The organism is Cryobacterium sp. N21, from assembly GCF_002929575.1.
In the GTDB taxonomy this organism is placed as follows: Bacteria; Actinomycetota; Actinomycetes; order Actinomycetales; family Microbacteriaceae; genus Cryobacterium; species Cryobacterium flavum.
Window position 1 is genome coordinate 40,878 of the sequence record NZ_PJJQ01000033.1, and the last position, 17,704, is coordinate 58,581.

Genomic DNA, 17,704 nt, shown 5'->3' on the forward strand with positions numbered 1-17,704 from the left:
GTGTCAGCGGTAGGGCGGCGAACTTGGCGCGTCGGAATCACGCATCAACCAGCTGGTGTCCGGCAGCGGCGGCACCGCCGCCAGACGCTGAACCGCGGCGTGCACCTCGTCGGCGTAGAGCTGGCCGCCGGTCGGCCCCGGGTGCACGTGATCGCCGGCCAGCAGGTCGAGTCGCCCCGCGATCACGTCGTGCCAGTTCGCGAGTTCGACCCGGCGATTGCCCGAAGCGAACTCGGCGAGCCTGGCATTGACGCCGTCGGTCCAATCCCGTTCGGCGTAGGCGTTCACGAGCACGAGCTGCCGGTCGGGCCCGAGAATGCGCAGAATCTCGGTGAGTTCGCTGGTCGTGATCGGCCCGTTGGTGCCGAGCCCGATCACCACAACCGGCTGCAACTGGCCCGCCGCCTGCAGCGCCAGCAATATGTCATCTGCGGAATACATCCCGCGGGAGACCGACGCGTCAACGGTCATGCCCGCGAAGGTTGCCTGCAATTCCGGAGCCGACGCCAGCATGACGGAGTCGCCGATCGCGGTGATCGGTCCGTCGACCAGGGCTGGGGTCGCGGTGGCCTGGCGGGCAGCCTCGGAGGCCGCAGCCTGCGCGGCGGCCCGGGCCGCGGCATCCATTGCCCGTTGACCCCGTTCGATGCGGAGTTGCGCCGAGGTCTGCGCCGGCGCGGCCACGACGGCGGCGGTGGTGCCGCCGACCAGTAGCAGCGACAGGGCGGACGTCGCCGCGATCAGGCGGCGGCGACGGGTGGGTCCGGTCCACAGCGCGCCGATCTGACGGATGCTGCCGCGCACGCCGACCTGCCGGATCGGCACTTCCAGCCAGCGGTACGACACTGCGGCGAAGACCAGGGTGATGACCGTGGCAACGAGGCCGATCGGCAGCAGGCTGCTCGCGCGGGACGATGCCGGCCAGAGCAGCTGCACCAGTACGAGGATCGGCCAGTGCCACAGGTAGATGCCGTAGGAGCGCTCTCCGAGGTAGCGGAGCGGGGCCGCGTCGAGCAGACGCCCGAACCGGCCGCCGCGCACTCCCGCCCAGATGGCGACGGCTGTGGCGACGGAGACTGCGACGAGGCCGCCGCGGTAGGTGGCGGTGCCGTCTTCCGGCAGCCAGAGTGCGAAGGCGATGATCGTCAGGATGGCAGCCCCGCCGAGCCACGGACGCAGTCGGGGCACTTCGTTGCGTTGTCCGCTGGGTCGACGGAGCAGCAGGGCCAGGGCGGCGCCCGCGAACAGGCCAAAACTGTGGGTGTCGGAGCCGTAGTACACCCGGGTCGGGTCCGCTCCGGGCTGGTACAGCACGCCCATCCACAGGGCCGAGGCGATGAACAGCGTGGTGACGATGGCCAGCCGAACGCGCGGCCGGCGAATCAGCAGAACGCCCAGCAGGAGCAGCGGCCAGACCAGGTAGAACTGTTCTTCCACTGCGAGCGACCACAGGTTGCGCAGCAGTTCGGGTTCGTTGACGCTGAAATAGCTCGCATCATTGGCGATCGACACCCAGTTGTAGCCGAAGGTGCTGGCCCCGACGAGTTGCGCGCCGAGCCCGACCAGCACGTCGCCGCCGATCACGAAGGCGATGGTGCAGCTGATCAGCACGACCGGAATGAGCGGGGGCACCAGCCGGCGGGCGCGGCGTTGCCAGAACCGGTGGAGCGAGATGCGCCCGGTGCGGGTGTGCTCGGAGACCAACAGTCCGGTGATCAGAAAACCACTGATCACGAAGAAAACGTCAACGCCGATGAAACCGCCGGGCAGCATCGCCGGAAAGAAATGGTAGAGCGCGACGGCAATGACGGCGAGCGCGCGCAGGCCGTCGAGGCCGGCCAGGCGAGAGCTGCGCGGGGCGTTCGTCGGCCCCAGCAGGGGAGTGTTGACCGGCCCGAGTGTTGCGGTCGCTGGCCGAGTTCTCCCGGTGAATGGGAACAAACGCGGGGAACGAGTCATGGGCAACACAGGGTTTCTTTGGCACTCATTATGGGGGTGGGCCATGGGCCGGTTTCAACGATAACCCGAGCGCGCCGCCTAGGCTTACCCTCGTGAATCTTTTTGTGCCCCGCGCCGTGAACGCTGCGCTCGGCTCCACGCGCATCCGTCTTGACCTCTCCTACGATGGCACTGATTTTACCGGTTGGGCCCGCCAACCGGGCTTTCGAACCGTTCAGGCCGACATTGAAAATGGCCTTGCCGGCATTCTGCAGAGCTTTCCCCCGCACCCCACCCTGATCGTCGCCGGCCGAACGGATGCCGGGGTGCACGCCCGCGGGCAGGTCGCCCACTTCGACCTCACCGCCGAGCAGGCGCACTCCCTGGTGCGCATCCAGCGCGGTACCGGAAACCGCCCGCCGGTCGACCTCGGCACTGCCGTGCTGCGCCGCCTCGGCGGCATCCTGGTGACCAAGCCCGACATCGTGCTGCGCCGCGCCACGGTCGTGCCCGGCGGCTTCGATGCCCGGTTCTCGGCCATGTGGCGCCGTTACGAATACCGCATCAGCGACCCCCTCGCCCTACGCGACCCGCAGCAGCGGCTGCGCACCACGTGGCATCCGTTTAAACTCGACCTCGCGGCCATGGACGCCGCAGCCGCGACGCTGGTGGGCCTGCACGACTTCGCCGCCTACTGCAAGCCGCGCCCCGGAGCGACGACCATCCGAACCGTGCAGGACTTTAGCTGGTCGCGCGATGACGACGGCCTGATCATCGCCACGATCAAAGCGGATGCCTTCTGCCACAGCATGGTGCGCGCCATGGTCGGCGCCTGCGTGGCCGTGGGGGAGGGGCGCCTCGACGGCAGCACTCTCGCGCACCTGCACTTCGACAAGCACCGCATCAGCGAGTTCAAGGTGATGCAGGCGCACGGCCTCACCCTGATCGACGTCGGCTACCCCGACGACGCGTCCCTGGCGCAGCGCGCCATCGACACGCGCAACCGGCGCTCGCTTCCTGGGCAAGTTGCGTCCGCGGTCGCCTCCGACTAGTGTTGACCCTTGGTGTCTGTGCGTTGCAGCGCGGCACCCGAACGTGAGCCCTCCATCGACAGTGTTCTCCTTTAGAACACGCCCGGAGCGGGATTCACGAACACCTCCGTTCGAAAAAGAAGAAAGCAGCACAACAGTGACGCGCACTTACACCCCCAAGGCAAGCGAACTCCAGCACGACTGGGTTGTCATCGATGCCACCGATATCGTCCTCGGACGTCTGGCCAGCCACGCGGCAATCCTGCTGCGCGGCAAGCACAAGGCCACCTTCTCCCCGCACATGGACGGTGGCGACTTCGTCATCATCGTCAACGCCGAGAAGGTTGCCCTGACCGGCAAGAAGCTCGACCTGAAGATCGCCTACCGCCACTCCGGTTACCCGGGCGGCCTCACGGCGACCAACTACTCCGAGATGCTCGAGAAGCACCCGACCCGTGCGGTTGAAAAAGCGATCCGCGGCATGCTGCCGAAGAACTCGCTCGGCCGCGCCCAGCTCACCAAGCTGAAGGTTTACGCCGGCCCTGAGCACCCGCACTCCGCTCAGCAGCCCAAGCCGTACACCCTCAGCCAGGTCGCGCAGTAGCGCCGGCAACCAGACTTCTCGACTCTTAGATAAAAAGGATTCCCATCATCGTGGCGAAGATCGCAGACCAGATTGACCAGGCTCCGGAGAGCTACTCCACCGAGACTCCGGCCGAAACCGTAACCAAGGCGCCCCGCGCCGTCCTCAACGTTCCCGGCGCAGCCGTCGGCCGTCGCAAGCAGGCCATCGCCCGCGTGCGCATCGTCCCCGGCTCCGGCACGATCGTTGTCAACGGCCGCGAGTTCGCTGACTACTTCCCGAACAAGCTGCACCAGCAGCTCATCAACGACCCGTTCAAGGTTCTCGACCTGCTCGGCTCGTACGATGTCATCGCCCGCATCACCGGTGGTGGCCCGTCCGGCCAGGCCGGCGCGCTTCGCCTCGGCATCGCACGCTGCTTGAACCTGATCGACGAAGAGAACAACCGTGCCATCCTCAAGAAGAACGGCTTCCTCAGCCGCGACGCTCGAGTCAAGGAGCGTAAGAAGGCCGGACTCAAGAAGGCCCGTAAGGCTCCTCAGTTCAGCAAGCGCTAACCCGATAGCCGACGACGAAATGACTCGTCTGTTCGGCACGGACGGCGTTCGGGGCCTGGCCAACCGTGATCTCACGGCTGGCCTGGCCCTGAGCCTTGCCCAGGCCAGCGCCGCAGTGCTGACCAAGGGACGTCGTGCCCAAGCACGTCTTGAAGCGGGCCGCCGGCCCGTCGCCGTGGTCGCCCGCGACCCGCGAATCTCCGGTGAATTCCTGAACGCCGCCGTCTCGGCCGGCTTGGCCTCCAGCGGTGTCGACGTTCTCGACGCCGGGGTCATCCCCACGCCAGCTGCAGCCTTTCTGATCAACGACATCGGGGCCGACTTCGGTGTGATGATTTCTGCCTCACACAACGCGGCCCCCGATAACGGCATCAAGATCTTCGCCTATGGCGGAACCAAACTTCCCGACGACGTCGAGGACCGCATCGAGAGCTACATCGGTCGCGACACCCTGATGCCGATCGCCGGCGACGTTGGACGCATTCGTCGCTTTGCCGACGCCGAAGACCGCTACGTGGTGCACCTGCTCACCACCCTGCCGCACCGCCTCGACGGCATCCACGTCGTGCTCGACTGCGCGCACGGCGCCGCCGCCGGTGTGTCACCGCAGGTGTTCACGGATGCCGGTGCTCGCCTCACGGTGATCGGCGCCGACCCCGACGGCCTCAATATCAACGACGGTGTGGGCTCCACCCACCTCGACAACCTCGCCAAAGCCGTACTCGAGCACGGCGCTGACGTCGGCATCGCCCACGACGGCGACGCCGACCGTTGCCTGGCCGTGGACAAGGATGGCAACATCGTCGACGGCGACCAGATCATGGCTATTCTCGCCGTGTCGATGGCCGAACGCGGTGTGCTGAAAGACCGCACGCTGGTCGCGACCGTCATGAGCAACCTCGGCCTGCGCAAGGCGATGGCGGCCAACGACATCGCCATGGTGCAGACCAAGGTCGGCGACCGGTACGTGCTCGAAGAACTCAACGCCCACGGGTATTCCCTCGGCGGCGAGCAGAGCGGTCACGTCATCATGACCAAGTTCGCCACTACCGGTGACGGCATCCTCACCGGGCTGCACCTCGTGGCCGAAATGGCGCGCACCGGTAAAACCTTGGCCGAACTGGCATCCGTTATGACGGTGTACCCGCAGATTCTGGTCAACGTGCGCGGAGTCAACCACAAGGGTCTCGGCGCCGACGACGTCATCGCCGAGGCCGTGCTCGCCGCTGAAGCCGAACTCGGCGACACCGGTCGCGTGCTGCTGCGCCCCTCGGGCACCGAGCCGATGGTGCGGGTCATGGTGGAAGCCGCCGACCAGCACACCGCCGACCGCCTGGCGCACTCCCTGGCCGACGTGGTCCGCGAGCGCCTGGCCCTCTAGTCCGTCCCGGGGACGGGGCCCAGGCCCCGTCCCCGGGACCAGTTTATAAACTGGGCCCACGGCTCGGGCCCGGGCCCCGTCCGTGTCAGGACGGGTCAGACCTTGCGCAGGAGCACCGTGGAGACCGCGTGCGTGGGGTCCTTGCGCAGCACCAGGGTCGCCCGCGACCGGGTGGGGCGAATATTCTGCAGCAGGTTGGGCTGGTTGATGCTGGTCCAGATGCTGCGCGCCTTGCCGCGAGCCTCATCTTCGGTGAGGTCGGCGTAACGGTGAAAGAACGAGTTGGGGTTGGCGAACGCGCCGCGTTGCAGCTTGAGAAAACGCTCCTCGTACCAGCGGGCAATGTCCTGCGTGCGGGCATCCACGTAGATGGTGAAGTCGAACAGGTCACTGACCGAGAGGCCGTGCCCAGGGCCGGGCGGCTGCAACACGTTGAGACCCTCGACAATGAGAATGTCGGGCTGGCGCACCACAATCTGCGCGTCGGGCACGATGTCGTAGCTGAGGTGCGAGTAGAACGGTGAGCGCACCTCGGGGGCGCCGCTCTTTACCGCGCTCACAAAGCGCAGCAGGGCCCGTCGGTCGTAGGACTCCGGAAAACCCTTGCGTTCCATCAGCCCGCGGCGGTTCAGCTCGGCGTTCGGAAACAAAAACCCGTCGGTCGTGACCAGTTCCACCCGGGGGGTGTCGTCCCAGCGGGCGAGCATCTTCCGCAGCAATCGGGCGGTCGTGGATTTACCGACCGCGACGGAGCCGGCCACACCGATCACGAACGGGGTCGGGCGGGCGCGTTCGCCCAGGAATCCACTGGTCGCGCGGTGCAGTGTGCGGGCATTGGCCGCGTAGAGGTTGAGCAGGCGGCTCAGCGGCAGGTAGACATCCGTCACCTCGTTGATGTCGAGCGGCTCGCCGATGCCGCGCAATTGCACGATCTCGGTTTCTTTCAGCGGCAGCAGAGTGGTCGGCGCGAGGGCCGCCCAATCGGCCCGGTCGAGCTCCACAAAAGGGGTACCGTGACCGTTCAATACAGGGGCCAGCACCGGATCGTACATTCCCCCAAGCTTAGTCCGACTAAAATCGACTTCCATGTGCGGAATCGTAGGTTATGTCGGAAGCAATAAAACCGTTGACGTTCTCATGGGCGGGCTCGGACGGCTCGAATACCGTGGGTACGACTCCGCGGGAATAGCCGTCATCGATGAGTTCGGTGTACTCAACACCGCCAAGAAGGCCGGCAAGCTGTCGGCCCTCACCAATGACCTGAAGGCTCACCCCATCAACGACGGCACGACCGGAATCGGTCACACCCGCTGGGCCACCCACGGCGGACCCAACGACGAAAACGCGCACCCGCACCTCGGCGACAACAACAAGCTCGCCCTCATCCACAACGGCATCATCGAGAACTTCGCCCCCCTGCGCGAGGAACTACTCAATGAGGGATACACCTTTCTGGGTGAGACCGACACCGAGGTCGCCGCGGTGCTGCTCGGCCGCGAATACCAGCGCGTCGGCGACCTGGCCGAAGCCTTCCGCATCATCGTCGCCCGTCTCGACGGTGCCTTCACGCTGCTCGCCGTGCACCAGGACCAGCCCGGCGTCGTCGTCGGTGCCCGCCGAAACTCCCCGCTCGTCATCGGCCTCGGCGAGGGCGAGAACTTTCTCGGCTCCGACGTGGCCGCGTTCGTCGAATACACCCGCCGCGCCGTCGCCATCGGCCAGGACCAGATCGTCACGATCACAGCGGATGCCGTCACCGTCACCGACTTCGACGGTCACCCCGTCGAGACGGAAGAGTTCGACATCGCCTGGGATGCCTCCGCCAGCGAAAAGGGCGGCTGGTCCAGCTTCATGGCCAAGGAAGTCTCCGAGCAGCCGGACGCCGTCGCCAACACCCTGCGCGGCCGCATCGATGACGACCAGGTCGTCGTTCCCGAACTGACCGCGTTCGGCGATGACGTGCTCGCGGGCATCCGTCGCATCGTCATCGTCGCCTGCGGCACGGCCGCGTATGCCGGCCAGACCGCCAAGTACGCCATTGAAAAGTGGGCGCAGGTGCCGGTGGACGTTGAACTGAGCCACGAGTTCCGCTACCGCGACCCGGTGCTCAGCGCCGATACCCTGGTGATCTCGATCAGCCAGTCCGGCGAGACCATGGACACGCTCATGGCCGTCAAGTACGCCATGTCGCTCGGTGCCAAGGCCATCTCCATCTGCAACACGCAAGGTGCGACCATCCCGCGTGAGAGCGACGCCGTCATCTACACGCACGCCGGCCCCGAGGTCGCAGTGGCCTCGACCAAGGCCTTCGTCGCCCAGATCACCGCGCTCTACCTGTTCGCCCTGCACCTCGCCCGCGTGCGCGGCAGCCTCACCGAGGCCGAACAGGCCGTGCAGGTCGCCGAACTGCAGGCCATTCCGGAGAAGATCCAGGCCGTTCTCGGCGTCGAAGACGAGGTGCGTCAGCTGGCCCGCTGGATGAGCGACACCCGCGCTGTGCTGTTCCTCGGCCGTCACGTCGGGTTCCCGATCGCGCTCGAGGGTGCGCTCAAGCTCAAGGAACTCGCCTACATCCACGCCGAAGGCTTCGCCGCCGGAGAACTCAAGCACGGCCCGATCGCGCTGATCGAACCCGGCCAGCCGGTGTTCGTGGTGGTACCGAGCCCGCGCGGCTCCGCCCACCTGCACCCGAAGGTCGTCTCCAACATCCAGGAGATCCGTGCCCGCGGTGCCCGCATCATCGCCATCGCCGAGGTCGGCGACGCCGCCGTGCTGCCGTTTGCCGACACCGTCATTCACATTCCGCTCGCGGCCCCCCTGTTCGAACCGCTGCTGGCTGTGGTGCCGCTGCAGATGTTCGCGATGGAGTTGGCCATTGCCAAGGGCCTCGACGTCGACCAGCCGCGCAACCTCGCCAAGTCCGTCACGGTCGAATAAGCCACGTTGAATCGAGCAGCGTGATCAAGGGCATCGGGGTTGACGTGGTCGACCTGGCGCGTTTCACCCGCCAGGTCGAACGCACACCGCGCCTCGTGCCGCGGTTGTTCACCGAAAACGAACGAAATCTGCCGGTGCATTCCCTCGCGGCGCGCTTCGCCGCCAAGGAAGCCCTGATCAAGGCCCTCGGCGACAGCGCGGGGGCCACCTGGCAAGAGATGGAAATCGTGAACGACCCGCACGGCAACCCCGAATTCAAGCTGAGCGGGGCTGCCCTGCACGCGCTGACCGGCCGCGGCATCAGCCGGGTGCACGTCACTATGACCCACGACGCCGGCGTGGCCTGCGCCTTCGTCGTCGCGGAGGGTGAAGCGTGACCGGCTTTCGCGAGGCCGTGATCGACCTCGCCGCCATTCGCCACAACATGGCCCACCTGCGCGCCGTAGCCGGCACCCCGCACGCGATGGCGGTGGTCAAAGCCAACGCCTACGGGCACGGTGCCCTTCCGGTGGCGCGCGCAGCCCTGGCCGGCGGGGCGGACTGGCTCGGCGTCGCCGACATCGACGAGGCCCTGGCCCTGCGAGACGCGGGCATCGACGCACCGATTCTGGCCTGGCTGCACGACCCCGACGCTGATTTCAGCGCCGCCATCGACGACGACGTCACCCTGGCCTTGTCGTCTGTGCGTCAGGTGCAGCAGGTAGCGGATGCAGCGGCGGAACTCGGCAGGGCCGCATCCGTTCACCTGAAACTCGAGACCGGCTTGAGCCGCAACGGCGTGCACGAATACGACTGGGCCGCCGTCTTCGCGCTCGCCGCCGCCCTAGAGCGGGTCGGCCTGCTGCGCGTCGACGGTGTGATGAGCCACCTCGCCAACGCCTCGGCCGAGGACGACCAGAACGCCCTGGACTGTTTTGAACGCGGCGTTGCGGCTGCCCGCGCCGCCGGCCTGACCCCCACGCTCGTGCACCTCGCGTCGTCGGCTGCGGCCCTGCGGTTGCCGGCCGCCCGTTTCACCATGGTGCGGTTCGGCATCACCCTGTACGGGCTGTCGCCGTTTGAGGATGCGAGCAGCGACGACCTCGGGCTGGTTCCGGCGATGACCCTGCGCGGCCGGGTGGCCCTGGTACGCCGGGTGAGCGCCGGCGCCGGTGTCTCCTACGATTACCTCTGGCGGGCGCCGCAGGATTCCACCCTCGTGCTCGTGCCGCTCGGCTACGCCGACGGCATTCCCCGGCAGTCGTCGGGAACGGCGCTCGTGCACATCAACGGCGAGAACTATCCCCTGGTCGGTCGGGTCGCGATGGACCAGTTCGTGGTCAACCTCGGCGCCGACAACCCCGGCGTCGCCGTCGGCGATGAGGTCGTGCTGTTCGGCGACCCGGCCACCGGTGCGCCGAGCGCCACCGACTGGGCCGATGCAGCGGGCACGATCAATTACGAGATCGTCACCCGCATCGGGCACCGGGTGATCCGGCGGCACCTCAATGGCTGAGCTCGTTCGTACGATTGCGGATGCAGCGGCGATGCATCGCTTCGGCGTGATCCTCGCCGGCATCCTGCAGGCCGGGGACCTCGTCGTGCTCACCGGACCACTCGGGGCGGGTAAAACCACCCTCACCCGCGGCCTGGGCGAGGGGCTGCAGGTGCGCGGAGCCGTCACCAGCCCCACCTTCGTGCTGGCCCGCACGCATCCAAGCTTGGTCGGCGGGCCGCCGTTCGTGCACGTCGACGCCTACCGCCTCGGTAGTGCCATGGAACTCGACGACCTCGACATTGATTTCGCCCGCTCCATCGTGGTGGTCGAGTGGGGCCGCGGCCTGCTCGACGGCATCACCGAATCCTGGCTGGACATCGAGATCGAGCGACCGCAGGGTCGCGCGGAGGCAGCGCGTGAAACGGATGCGGCGGCATCCTTTCTCGACCTTGATCACGACCTTGACGAACCGCGCACCCTGACCCTCACGGGTCACGGCCAGCGCTGGACGCGTCTGGCCGACTCGATGCCGTGACCTTGGGCCGTGGCGCCCACTATTCGATTACTCTCGCTCTGATCGGGCTGCGGCGGGACGCCCGTTCTCCCCTACTTGAGCAGGGCTACGTCGGAGACGAGCTCGATGTGCGAGAGCATCGCCGCGGTCGCCGCTGTGGCGTCCTGCGCCCGGATCGCCTCGGTGATGGTGCGGTGTGAGGCGAGGGACTGCTCCGGCCGGCCCGGCTGAGCGAGGGATTCGAGCCGGGTTTCGAGTATCATCTCTGCGATGAACGTCATGAGTTGGGCGAGCACCGGGGAGTGAGCCGCCGCAGTGACGGCTTGGTGGAAGAGCTCGTCGCCGTGCGCCCCGCGGTCGCCGACGGCGATTTCCTCTGCCATCGCCCGGAGCGCATCCTCGATCGCGAGCAGGTCGGCATCCGTTCGGCGTTCCGCGGCGAGCTCGGCGAGTTTGACCTCGAGGGTGGTGCGGGCTTCGACAATCTCGGGCAGCCGGTTGCGGTGCTCCCGCAGCCCACTGATCACCGCTGCGATGCTCGGCCGGTAGACGAGAACGGCGCCGGTGCCGTGTTGAACATCGATGACGCCGAGCACTTCGAGAGCCACGAGGGCCTGGGCGAGCGTGGCGCGGGAAACGCCGAGGCGTTCGGCGAGGTCGCGCTCGGCGGGTAACAGGTCGCCGGGGCCGAGGCGGGCGGACTCGATGTAGGCGAGAAGCTGGGCCACGAGCTGTTCGTACAGGCGTGGTTTCGTGACGCGCATGAGCGGCTGGGGTATTGCATCCCTCGTCATGTCTGCCTCCCCATCAGTATTCGACCCAAGGTTACACGGCTCTTGACAAAGTCGCCTACTGTCTAGGAGGCTAGTCCAGTGAGCCAATAGCCCACATTCACCTGAACCTATGGAGGAACAACGATGTCCGCTCCCGTTATCTCAATCATCATCCTGGCGGTGATGTTTCTGATCGCCACGCTTTTGCCCGTCAACATGGGTGCGCTGGCCTTCGTGGGTGCCTTTCTGCTCGGTGCCGTCTTTCTCGGCATGGAGACCACCGATATTCTCGCCAACTTCCCGGGCGGACTGTTCCTCACGCTCGTCGGGGTTACGTACCTGTTCGCGATTGCGCAGGGCAACGGCACGATCGACCTGCTGGTGCGCGGCGCAGTGCGGCTCGTCGGCGGTCGGGTGGCCCTCATCCCCTGGGTGATGTTCGTGATCACCGCCGTGATCACGGCCGTCGGTGCGCTTTCCCCGGCCGCGGTGGCCATCGTGGCGCCGATTGCGCTCGGCTTTGCCCGCAGGTACAAGATCAGCCCGCTGCTGATGGGCATGATGGTGATCCACGGCGCGCAGGGCGGCGGATTCTCGCCGATCGCCGTTTACGGCGTGATCGTGAACAGCCTCATCTCGACCACCGGGCTCGACGCGAGCCCCACAGCGGTGTTTCTGTCGAGCCTCATCTTCAACTTTCTGATCGCCGTCGTGCTGTTCATCGTTCTCGGTGGCCGAAACCTTATGTCGAGCCGGGTCGGACATTTCGTGGAGCAAGCCGCCGAAGCGCGCATGGCCGTAAGTGTCGGTGCGCGCGCCGGCGGTGATGTGGCGTTCAAGGGCTTCGGCTCCGGCATCTACGGCCCCCGCGACCCCGCGGGCGACGGAGTCGAGGCCACGGCCACCCGAGGAGAGCGCATCCCTCAGCTTGTGACGGTGGCCGGCCTCATCGCCCTCGCCGTGATCGCGCTCGGCTTCAAAGTTGACGTGGGCTTCGTTGCCATCACAATCGCCGTCATCCTCGCCCTCGTCTCGCCCGCGGCGCAGAAGGGCGCGGTCAATAAGATCAGCTGGTCGACCGTGCTGCTCATCTGCGGCATGCTCACGTTCGTCGGTGTTCTCGAAGAGGCCGGCACCATCGAATACGTATCGGGAGCGGTGGCCAACCTCGGCATGCCCCTGCTTGCGGCACTCTTGATCTGCTACATCGGTGCCGTCGTCTCGGCCTTCGCCTCGTCAACGGCCATTCTGGCTGCGCTGATTCCGCTCGCCGTGCCGTTCCTCGCTACCGGGGATATCAGCGCCATCGGCGTGATCTGCGCGCTCGCCGTCGCGTCGACCATCGTGGACGTGTCGCCGTTCTCGACCAATGGTGCTCTCGTGCTTGCCAACGCCCCCGACGACGTGGACAAGGACCGCTTCTACAAGCAGATTCTCGCCTACAGCGGAATCGTCGTCGTGGCCGGGCCGGCCATCGCCTGGGCCGTGCTCGTGCTGCCCGGTTGGCTGTAACCCGCCACCTGCCGTAATACTGAGAAAGGACCGAACATGAGTACCAACATCCGCTCCGAAACCGGTATGCAGGGCCCGCTGTCGGGCTATCTCGTCGTAGACCTGAGCCGCGCGCTTGCCGGCCCGCACGCCACCATGATGCTCGCCGATCTCGGCGCGCGCGTGATCAAGGTGGAGAACCCCATCACGGGAGACGATACCCGCGGCTGGGGCCCGCCTTTCGTGGGCCCCGCGAACGATCCGCAATCCACGTATTTTCTCTCCTGCAATCGCAATAAAGAATCCATCGCCCTCGATCTGAAGAGTGACGACGGCCGGGAGGTGCTCAGCGAGCTGCTGCTGCGCGCGGACGTTGTGGTGGAGAATTTTCGTCCAGGGGTGCTCGACCGGCTCGGATTCTCGCCCGAGGCGATGCACGCTCTCAACCCGGCGCTGGTGATTCTCTCGATCACCGGTTTCGGCCACGACGGCCCCGAATCGAGCCGCAGCGGCTACGACCAGATTCTCCAGGGCGAGGCCGGCCTGATGTCCCTCACCGGCTCTGGCCCCGACGACCCGCAGCGTGTGGGCGTGCCGATCGCCGATCTGCTCTCGGGCATGTATGGCGCGTTCGGACTGCTCGCCGCGCTGCTTCAGCGCGAGCGCACGGGTCAGGGACAGATTGTGCGCACCTCACTGCTCGCCGCGCTGGTGGGAGTGCACGCCTTCCAGGGTACCCGCGCCACGGTGGCCGGAGAGGTGCCGGAGGCCCAGGGCAACCACCATCCGTCGATCGCTCCCTACGGGCTCTTTCCCTGCCGCGGCGGCAGTGTGCAGATCAGCATCGGCAGTGAGAAACTCTGGGCCACCTTCGCAGCCGAGTTCGGGCTCGATGCTGCGCAATCCGAGTGGGCCACCAACGCGCAGCGCGTGCGCAATCGGGAGGGTCTCAAGGAGGCCATAGCGGATGCCTTCGCCCACTTCGATGCCGCGACCTTGCTGAAGAAACTGACCGACGCCGGAATCCCGGCCGGCAAGGTGCGTTCCCTGGATGAGGTCTATCAATGGGATCAGGTGCTCTCGCAGGGGCTGCTGATCGACGTTGAACACGAGGTGCTCGGCCGGATCAGCCTCCCCGGTCCACCGCTTCGGTTCTTCGGACCCGCCGATACGGTCGAGACAACGAACACGATGCACTCCGCTCCGCCGGTGCTCGACCAGCACGGCACCGACATTCGCACCTGGCTCAACCGCTCACTGGAAGGTATCTCACTGTGATTTCTCAATCCGCGCTCACAACTCGCCACCTGAACGCCACGGAGCTCATCGACGTGGTGCTCGATAACGGCTCCTTCACGAGCTGGGATCAGCCCGTGGTCGACCCCGCCCCGAACGAGGAGTACCGGGCCGACCTCGTGAAGGCCCGAGCGAAGAGCGGCACCGACGAGTCGGTGCTCACCGGCGAGGGGCTGATCCGCGGCCGCCGGGTGGCGATCGTGGTGAGCGAGTTCGCGTTTCTCGCCGGATCGATCGGGCTTTCTGCTGCCGACAGGATTGTGAACGCGATCGAACGGGCCACACGCGAGGGGTTGCCGGTCTTGGCCGGACCGGCATCCGGCGGTACCCGCATGCAGGAGGGCACGTTGGCCTTTTTGTCGATGGTGAAGATCACCGCGGCCGTGCGCGCGCACCGCGAGGCGAGGCATCCGTATCTGGTGTACTTGCGGCACCCCACCACGGGCGGGGTGATGGCCTCATGGGGCTCACTCGGGCACGTGACGGTGGCCGAGCCGGGCGCGCTGCTCGGGTTTCTCGGCCCTCGGGTCTATGAGGCGCTGTACGGCAAGAAATTTCCGGAAAACGTGCAGGTCTCCGAAAACCTGTTCAACCAAGGGCTGATCGACGCCGTTGTGCCGCCGGAGCAGTTGCCGGAGATCGTGCACCGCGCCCTCACAATCCTTACCGACCGGGCCTCTACGCCGGTGGCGGCACCGGAGACCCTGAACGTGCGGCCGGCAGCGAGCGGCGCGTGGTCATCCATTTTGATTTCGCGCAACCCGCGGCGACCGGACCTGCGCCAGCTGCTCGCCTACGGCGCGCACGACGTGCTGCCGTTGAACGGCACGGGCCAGGGTGAGAAGGACCCGGGGCTCATGCTCGCCATGGCACGGTTCGGGCAGCAGAGCTGCATCGTGCTCGGGCACATCCGGCCGCGGCCGTCGCAAGACACCAGGATGGGCCCCGGATCGCTGCGGGAGGCCCGCCGCGGCATGCGCCTTGCGGAAGAACTCGGGCTTCCGCTTCTCACCGTGATCGACATCGCCGGCGCCGCGCTGTCGAAGGAGGCCGAGGAGGGCGGCATGGCCGGGGAAATTGCCCGATCTTTGCACGAGCTGATCGGCCTGCGGTCGGCAACCGTGTCCGTGCTGCTTGGACAGGGTGCCGGCGGTGGGGCGCTCGCGCTGCTGCCCGCCGATCGTACGATCGCCGCCCAGCACTCCTGGCTGTCGCCGCTTCCTCCCGAAGGGGCCAGTGCCATCGTGCACCACAACACTGATTTCGCGCCGGCCATGTCGGAGGCGCAGGGCGTGAACGTGGCCTCGCTGTACGCCAATCGGATCGTCGACCACATCGTGGACGAGCGCCCCGACGCCGCAGACGAGGGACGGGCGTTCTGCCAGCGCTTGGCGTCGGCCATCGAATACGAGCTGTCCGCGCTCTCCACGGTGCCCGTTGATGAGCTACTTCCGCGCCGCCTGGCCCGGTACCACTCCCTCGGTCGCTGACCCCTCGTCATTTCGGTGTGGCGCATGGTGTCGGTTGCGCCCCGTTCGGCGATTACCCCGCGGTCCAGGTTTGCCATGCCGGCCAGAACGTTTTTCACCCCGTTGGCTCGGTGCATGTCGGTGGACCAGAGTATGCCCAGCAGCGCAAGCAGGACCACGCCCTGAGCGGAGCTGAAGTATCCGCCGTAGACCCCGGTGCCGTAACGCGCCACGCGAGGCTGGACTGCCAAGAGCACCGCGGCCAGCAACAGTAAAAACGGCACCATCGAGCAAAAGGCTTCCTCGGGCACAATGAGCAGCAGTAAACCGTCGACCACACCGCCGGGCCGAATTCTTGTCAAGGCTTGCCTAGGCGATAATCGAACGAGACGAGCAGGGGCCCTCAGACTGCCCGATGTTGGCCACGAAAGGACACGTCCATGATGCAAGCGATTCTGGTCGAACCGGGGACTGACGGACCGCAACTGATGCTGCGTGAACGCGCGGTACCGGTTCCAGGATCGCGCGACGTGCGCATTCTCGTGCACGCGGCATCGGTGAATCGGGCGGATCTGGCCCAACGCTCCGGAACCCCTGAGCCGGCGGTTCCGGGAAGCCCTCCGCCGGTGGTCGGGCTCGACGCGGCCGGTGAAGTCGTCGAGATCGGTTCGGACGTCACCTCACTGCGGGTCGGCGATCGCGTCATGACCATCGTCGGCGGGGGACTCAGCGAGCACATCGTCGTCGATGCGGGCCTGCCGATTCCGATTCCCGACGGGTGGAGTTACGCCGAGGGGGCGGCGGCCGTTCTCGGACTCCTGACCGAACACAACGCGCTCCGCACCCACGGTCGGTTGCAGCCCGGTGAGACCGTGCTGGTGCACGCCGCAGCGTCCTCTGTCGGGTTGCAGTGTGTTCAGCTCGCGAAATACCTCGGTGCCGGGCTCGTGATCGGTACCACCCGCTCGGAGGGCATGACCACGCTGATCCGATCGGTCGGTGCCGACCAGGTGCTCGTCGTCGACGATGACGGCTTCGCCGAGCAGGTGCTGGCGTTGACCGATGGCCACGGTGCCGACGTCATCGTCGACCACGTCGGTGGACCCTACCTGGCCGACAATATCCGCTCGGCCGCCATCGCCGGCCGCATCATCGGGGTGGGGCGACTCGGCGGCAGCGAGGGCACGCTCGACCTGGAAATGCTCGCCTACAAGCGACTCGCCCTGCACGGGGTCACCTTTCGCACCCGCTCCACCCAGGACAAGATCGACCTCGTCGCCGCGCTGCGTGCCGACGTCGACCTTGGCTCGCCGGTTCTTCGACCGCTCATCGACCGGATCATGCCGTGGACCGAGGCCGATGCGGCCCAGACTCTGATGCGCACCAACTCCTCCCTCGGCAAGATTGTGCTCGCCGTTGGCGACGCGGCCGCCGAGAATTCGAACACGGGAAACTCTCACTAAATGACACTTCTTGAAGGCGCGATCATCCTGGTCGCCGGAATTGCCGCGGGCATCATCAATGTGGTGGCCGGCGCTGGAACCCTGATCACCTTTCCCACCCTGCTCGCCCTCGGTATCCCTCCGATCACGGCGAACGTATCCAACACGGTTGGTCTGGTTCCCGGGTCGATTGCCGGAGCTTACGGTTATCGCCGGGAACTGCGATCGCAGTGGCGGCCCGTGGCCTGGATGGCGGTGTTCTCGGCCGTGGGCGGTGTGATCGGCGGGTTGCTGCTGCTGGTCCTGCCCGAGGAGGCCTTCTCGGCGGTCGTTCCGTTCCTGCTGCTGCTCGCCGCGCTGCTCTCCGCGATCCAGCCCCGCGTGGCCCGTTACGTGCGGCGCAAGTCTCCCGAAGGCACCACGACCGACACTCGGCCGATCACGTTCGGCCTCGTGCTCGGCATTCTCGGCACGGGGGTCTATGGGGGATACTTCGGCGCAGCGCAGGGAGTGGTGCTGTTGGCACTGCTGGGTATTCTGTGGTCCACCGACATACACCGGGCCAACGGTGCCAAGAATGTGCTGGCCGGCATGGCCAACCTCGTCTCTGCGATTATTTTCATCTCCAGCGGCACGGTCGACTGGGTGATCGCTCTGCTGATCGGCGTTGGTTCCGCCTTCGGTGGCTGGCTCGGTGCCCGCATCGGGCGAAGGCTCTCGGCTCCGGTGTTGCGTGCGATCCTGGTGATCGTTGCTCTGACAGCCGCCGTCGTGCTCTTTCTGACCTGATCGCGGCCCCATGAAAGCCAGCCGCG

The 17,704-nt window shown here is 66.6% G+C and carries 16 protein-coding genes; 13 read left to right on the top strand and 3 right to left on the bottom strand.

The genetic code is table 11. The annotated features are described in order from the left end of the window. Nucleotides 1–3: 3 nt before the first annotated feature. Complete coding sequence (locus tag CXY77_RS10515; RefSeq protein ID WP_158252814.1) at nucleotides 4–1,959, bottom strand: acyltransferase family protein; 1,956 nt, start codon at nucleotides 1,957–1,959, stop codon at nucleotides 4–6. Nucleotides 1,960–2,051: 92 nt separating this feature from the next. Between CXY77_RS10515 and truA the strand changes: the two genes are divergently transcribed. The 4 genes from truA to glmM all read left to right on the top strand — a co-directional run bounded on the left by truA (nucleotide 2,052) and on the right by glmM (nucleotide 5,490). Continuing rightward, the gene (gene truA, locus CXY77_RS10520; RefSeq protein WP_233197343.1) at nucleotides 2,052–2,990 is read left to right on the top strand and encodes a tRNA pseudouridine(38-40) synthase TruA; all 939 of its coding nucleotides are present in this window, start codon (nucleotides 2,052–2,054) and stop codon (nucleotides 2,988–2,990) included. Nucleotides 2,991–3,126: 136 nt separating this feature from the next. Then, complete coding sequence (gene rplM, locus CXY77_RS10525) at nucleotides 3,127–3,573, top strand: 50S ribosomal protein L13 (protein WP_092107284.1); 447 nt, start codon at nucleotides 3,127–3,129, stop codon at nucleotides 3,571–3,573. Between the two features lie 50 nt (nucleotides 3,574–3,623). Next, a complete protein-coding gene (rpsI, locus tag CXY77_RS10530; RefSeq protein WP_092107287.1) occupies nucleotides 3,624–4,109 on the top strand; it encodes a 30S ribosomal protein S9 in 486 nt (161 codons plus the stop codon). A 19-nt stretch (nucleotides 4,110–4,128) separates the two neighbouring features. Next, nucleotides 4,129–5,490 carry a phosphoglucosamine mutase gene (gene glmM / locus CXY77_RS10535; protein WP_104089497.1) on the top strand — a complete coding sequence of 454 codons (1,362 nt, stop codon included), beginning with the start codon at nucleotides 4,129–4,131 and terminating at the stop codon, nucleotides 5,488–5,490. A 95-nt stretch (nucleotides 5,491–5,585) separates the two neighbouring features. Here glmM and coaA read toward each other — a convergent pair whose 3' ends face one another. Then, complete coding sequence (gene coaA / locus CXY77_RS10540; RefSeq protein WP_104130044.1) at nucleotides 5,586–6,542, bottom strand: type I pantothenate kinase; 957 nt, start codon at nucleotides 6,540–6,542, stop codon at nucleotides 5,586–5,588. 34 nt (nucleotides 6,543–6,576) lie between these two features. Here coaA and glmS point away from each other — a divergent pair, with 34 nt between their 5' ends. Genes glmS through tsaE form a run of 4 tightly spaced genes read left to right on the top strand, consistent with a single transcriptional unit; the run spans nucleotide 6,577 to nucleotide 10,439 of the window. Continuing rightward, the gene (gene glmS / locus CXY77_RS10545; RefSeq protein ID WP_104130045.1) at nucleotides 6,577–8,427 is read left to right on the top strand and encodes a glutamine--fructose-6-phosphate transaminase (isomerizing); all 1,851 of its coding nucleotides are present in this window, start codon (nucleotides 6,577–6,579) and stop codon (nucleotides 8,425–8,427) included. Between the two features lie 20 nt (nucleotides 8,428–8,447). Continuing rightward, entirely contained in the window at nucleotides 8,448–8,804 is a 357-nt protein-coding gene (locus CXY77_RS10550; RefSeq protein ID WP_092339405.1) for a holo-ACP synthase, read from the top strand. 47 nt (nucleotides 8,805–8,851) lie between these two features. After that, the gene (alr, locus tag CXY77_RS10555) at nucleotides 8,852–9,922 is read left to right on the top strand and encodes an alanine racemase (RefSeq protein ID WP_092339520.1); all 1,071 of its coding nucleotides are present in this window, start codon (nucleotides 8,852–8,854) and stop codon (nucleotides 9,920–9,922) included. Further along, nucleotides 9,915–10,439: a tRNA (adenosine(37)-N6)-threonylcarbamoyltransferase complex ATPase subunit type 1 TsaE gene (gene tsaE, locus CXY77_RS10560; RefSeq protein WP_199181913.1), complete on the top strand. Its 525-nt coding sequence runs from the start codon at nucleotides 9,915–9,917 to the stop codon at nucleotides 10,437–10,439. The genes alr and tsaE overlap by 8 nt, the downstream gene beginning before the upstream one ends. Before the next feature lie 71 nt (nucleotides 10,440–10,510). On the opposite strand, the gene CXY77_RS10565 is transcribed toward tsaE, so the two are convergent. Next, a complete protein-coding gene (locus CXY77_RS10565) occupies nucleotides 10,511–11,212 on the bottom strand; it encodes a FadR/GntR family transcriptional regulator (RefSeq protein ID WP_104089501.1) in 702 nt (233 codons plus the stop codon). A 123-nt stretch (nucleotides 11,213–11,335) separates the two neighbouring features. On the opposite strand from CXY77_RS10565, the gene CXY77_RS10570 reads away from it, so the two are divergent. The 5 genes from CXY77_RS10570 to CXY77_RS10590 all read left to right on the top strand — a co-directional run bounded on the left by CXY77_RS10570 (nucleotide 11,336) and on the right by CXY77_RS10590 (nucleotide 17,678). Continuing rightward, the gene (locus CXY77_RS10570) at nucleotides 11,336–12,703 is read left to right on the top strand and encodes an SLC13 family permease (RefSeq protein WP_104089503.1); all 1,368 of its coding nucleotides are present in this window, start codon (nucleotides 11,336–11,338) and stop codon (nucleotides 12,701–12,703) included. Nucleotides 12,704–12,739: 36 nt separating this feature from the next. After that, complete coding sequence (locus CXY77_RS10575) at nucleotides 12,740–13,960, top strand: CaiB/BaiF CoA-transferase family protein (protein ID WP_092339400.1); 1,221 nt, start codon at nucleotides 12,740–12,742, stop codon at nucleotides 13,958–13,960. Beyond that, the gene (locus CXY77_RS10580) at nucleotides 13,957–15,468 is read left to right on the top strand and encodes a carboxyl transferase domain-containing protein (protein WP_092339398.1); all 1,512 of its coding nucleotides are present in this window, start codon (nucleotides 13,957–13,959) and stop codon (nucleotides 15,466–15,468) included. Before CXY77_RS10575 ends, CXY77_RS10580 begins: the two co-directional genes overlap by 4 nt. A 419-nt stretch (nucleotides 15,469–15,887) precedes the next feature. Further along, nucleotides 15,888–16,910 carry a zinc-binding dehydrogenase gene (locus tag CXY77_RS10585; RefSeq protein ID WP_199181914.1) on the top strand — a complete coding sequence of 341 codons (1,023 nt, stop codon included), beginning with the start codon at nucleotides 15,888–15,890 and terminating at the stop codon, nucleotides 16,908–16,910. Further along, nucleotides 16,911–17,678: a sulfite exporter TauE/SafE family protein gene (locus CXY77_RS10590; RefSeq protein WP_104089505.1), complete on the top strand. Its 768-nt coding sequence runs from the start codon at nucleotides 16,911–16,913 to the stop codon at nucleotides 17,676–17,678. Nucleotides 17,679–17,704: the final 26 nt, after the last annotated feature.

Coding starts and splice junctions, on each gene's coding strand:
- CXY77_RS10515 (WP_158252814.1), bottom strand. CDS start 1,959: ATGACTCGTTCCCCGCGTTTGTTCCCATTCACCGGGAGAACTCGGCCA.
- glmM (WP_104089497.1), top strand. CDS start 4,129: ATGACTCGTCTGTTCGGCACGGACGGCGTTCGGGGCCTGGCCAACCGT.
- coaA (WP_104130044.1), bottom strand. CDS start 6,542: ATGTACGATCCGGTGCTGGCCCCTGTATTGAACGGTCACGGTACCCCT.
- glmS (WP_104130045.1), top strand. CDS start 6,577: ATGTGCGGAATCGTAGGTTATGTCGGAAGCAATAAAACCGTTGACGTT.
- alr (WP_092339520.1), top strand. CDS start 8,852: ATGGCCCACCTGCGCGCCGTAGCCGGCACCCCGCACGCGATGGCGGTG.
- tsaE (WP_199181913.1), top strand. CDS start 9,915: ATGGCTGAGCTCGTTCGTACGATTGCGGATGCAGCGGCGATGCATCGC.
- CXY77_RS10565 (WP_104089501.1), bottom strand. CDS start 11,212: ATGACGAGGGATGCAATACCCCAGCCGCTCATGCGCGTCACGAAACCA.
- CXY77_RS10570 (WP_104089503.1), top strand. CDS start 11,336: ATGTCCGCTCCCGTTATCTCAATCATCATCCTGGCGGTGATGTTTCTG.
- CXY77_RS10575 (WP_092339400.1), top strand. CDS start 12,740: ATGAGTACCAACATCCGCTCCGAAACCGGTATGCAGGGCCCGCTGTCG.
- CXY77_RS10585 (WP_199181914.1), top strand. CDS start 15,888: ATGATGCAAGCGATTCTGGTCGAACCGGGGACTGACGGACCGCAACTG.
- CXY77_RS10590 (WP_104089505.1), top strand. CDS start 16,911: ATGACACTTCTTGAAGGCGCGATCATCCTGGTCGCCGGAATTGCCGCG.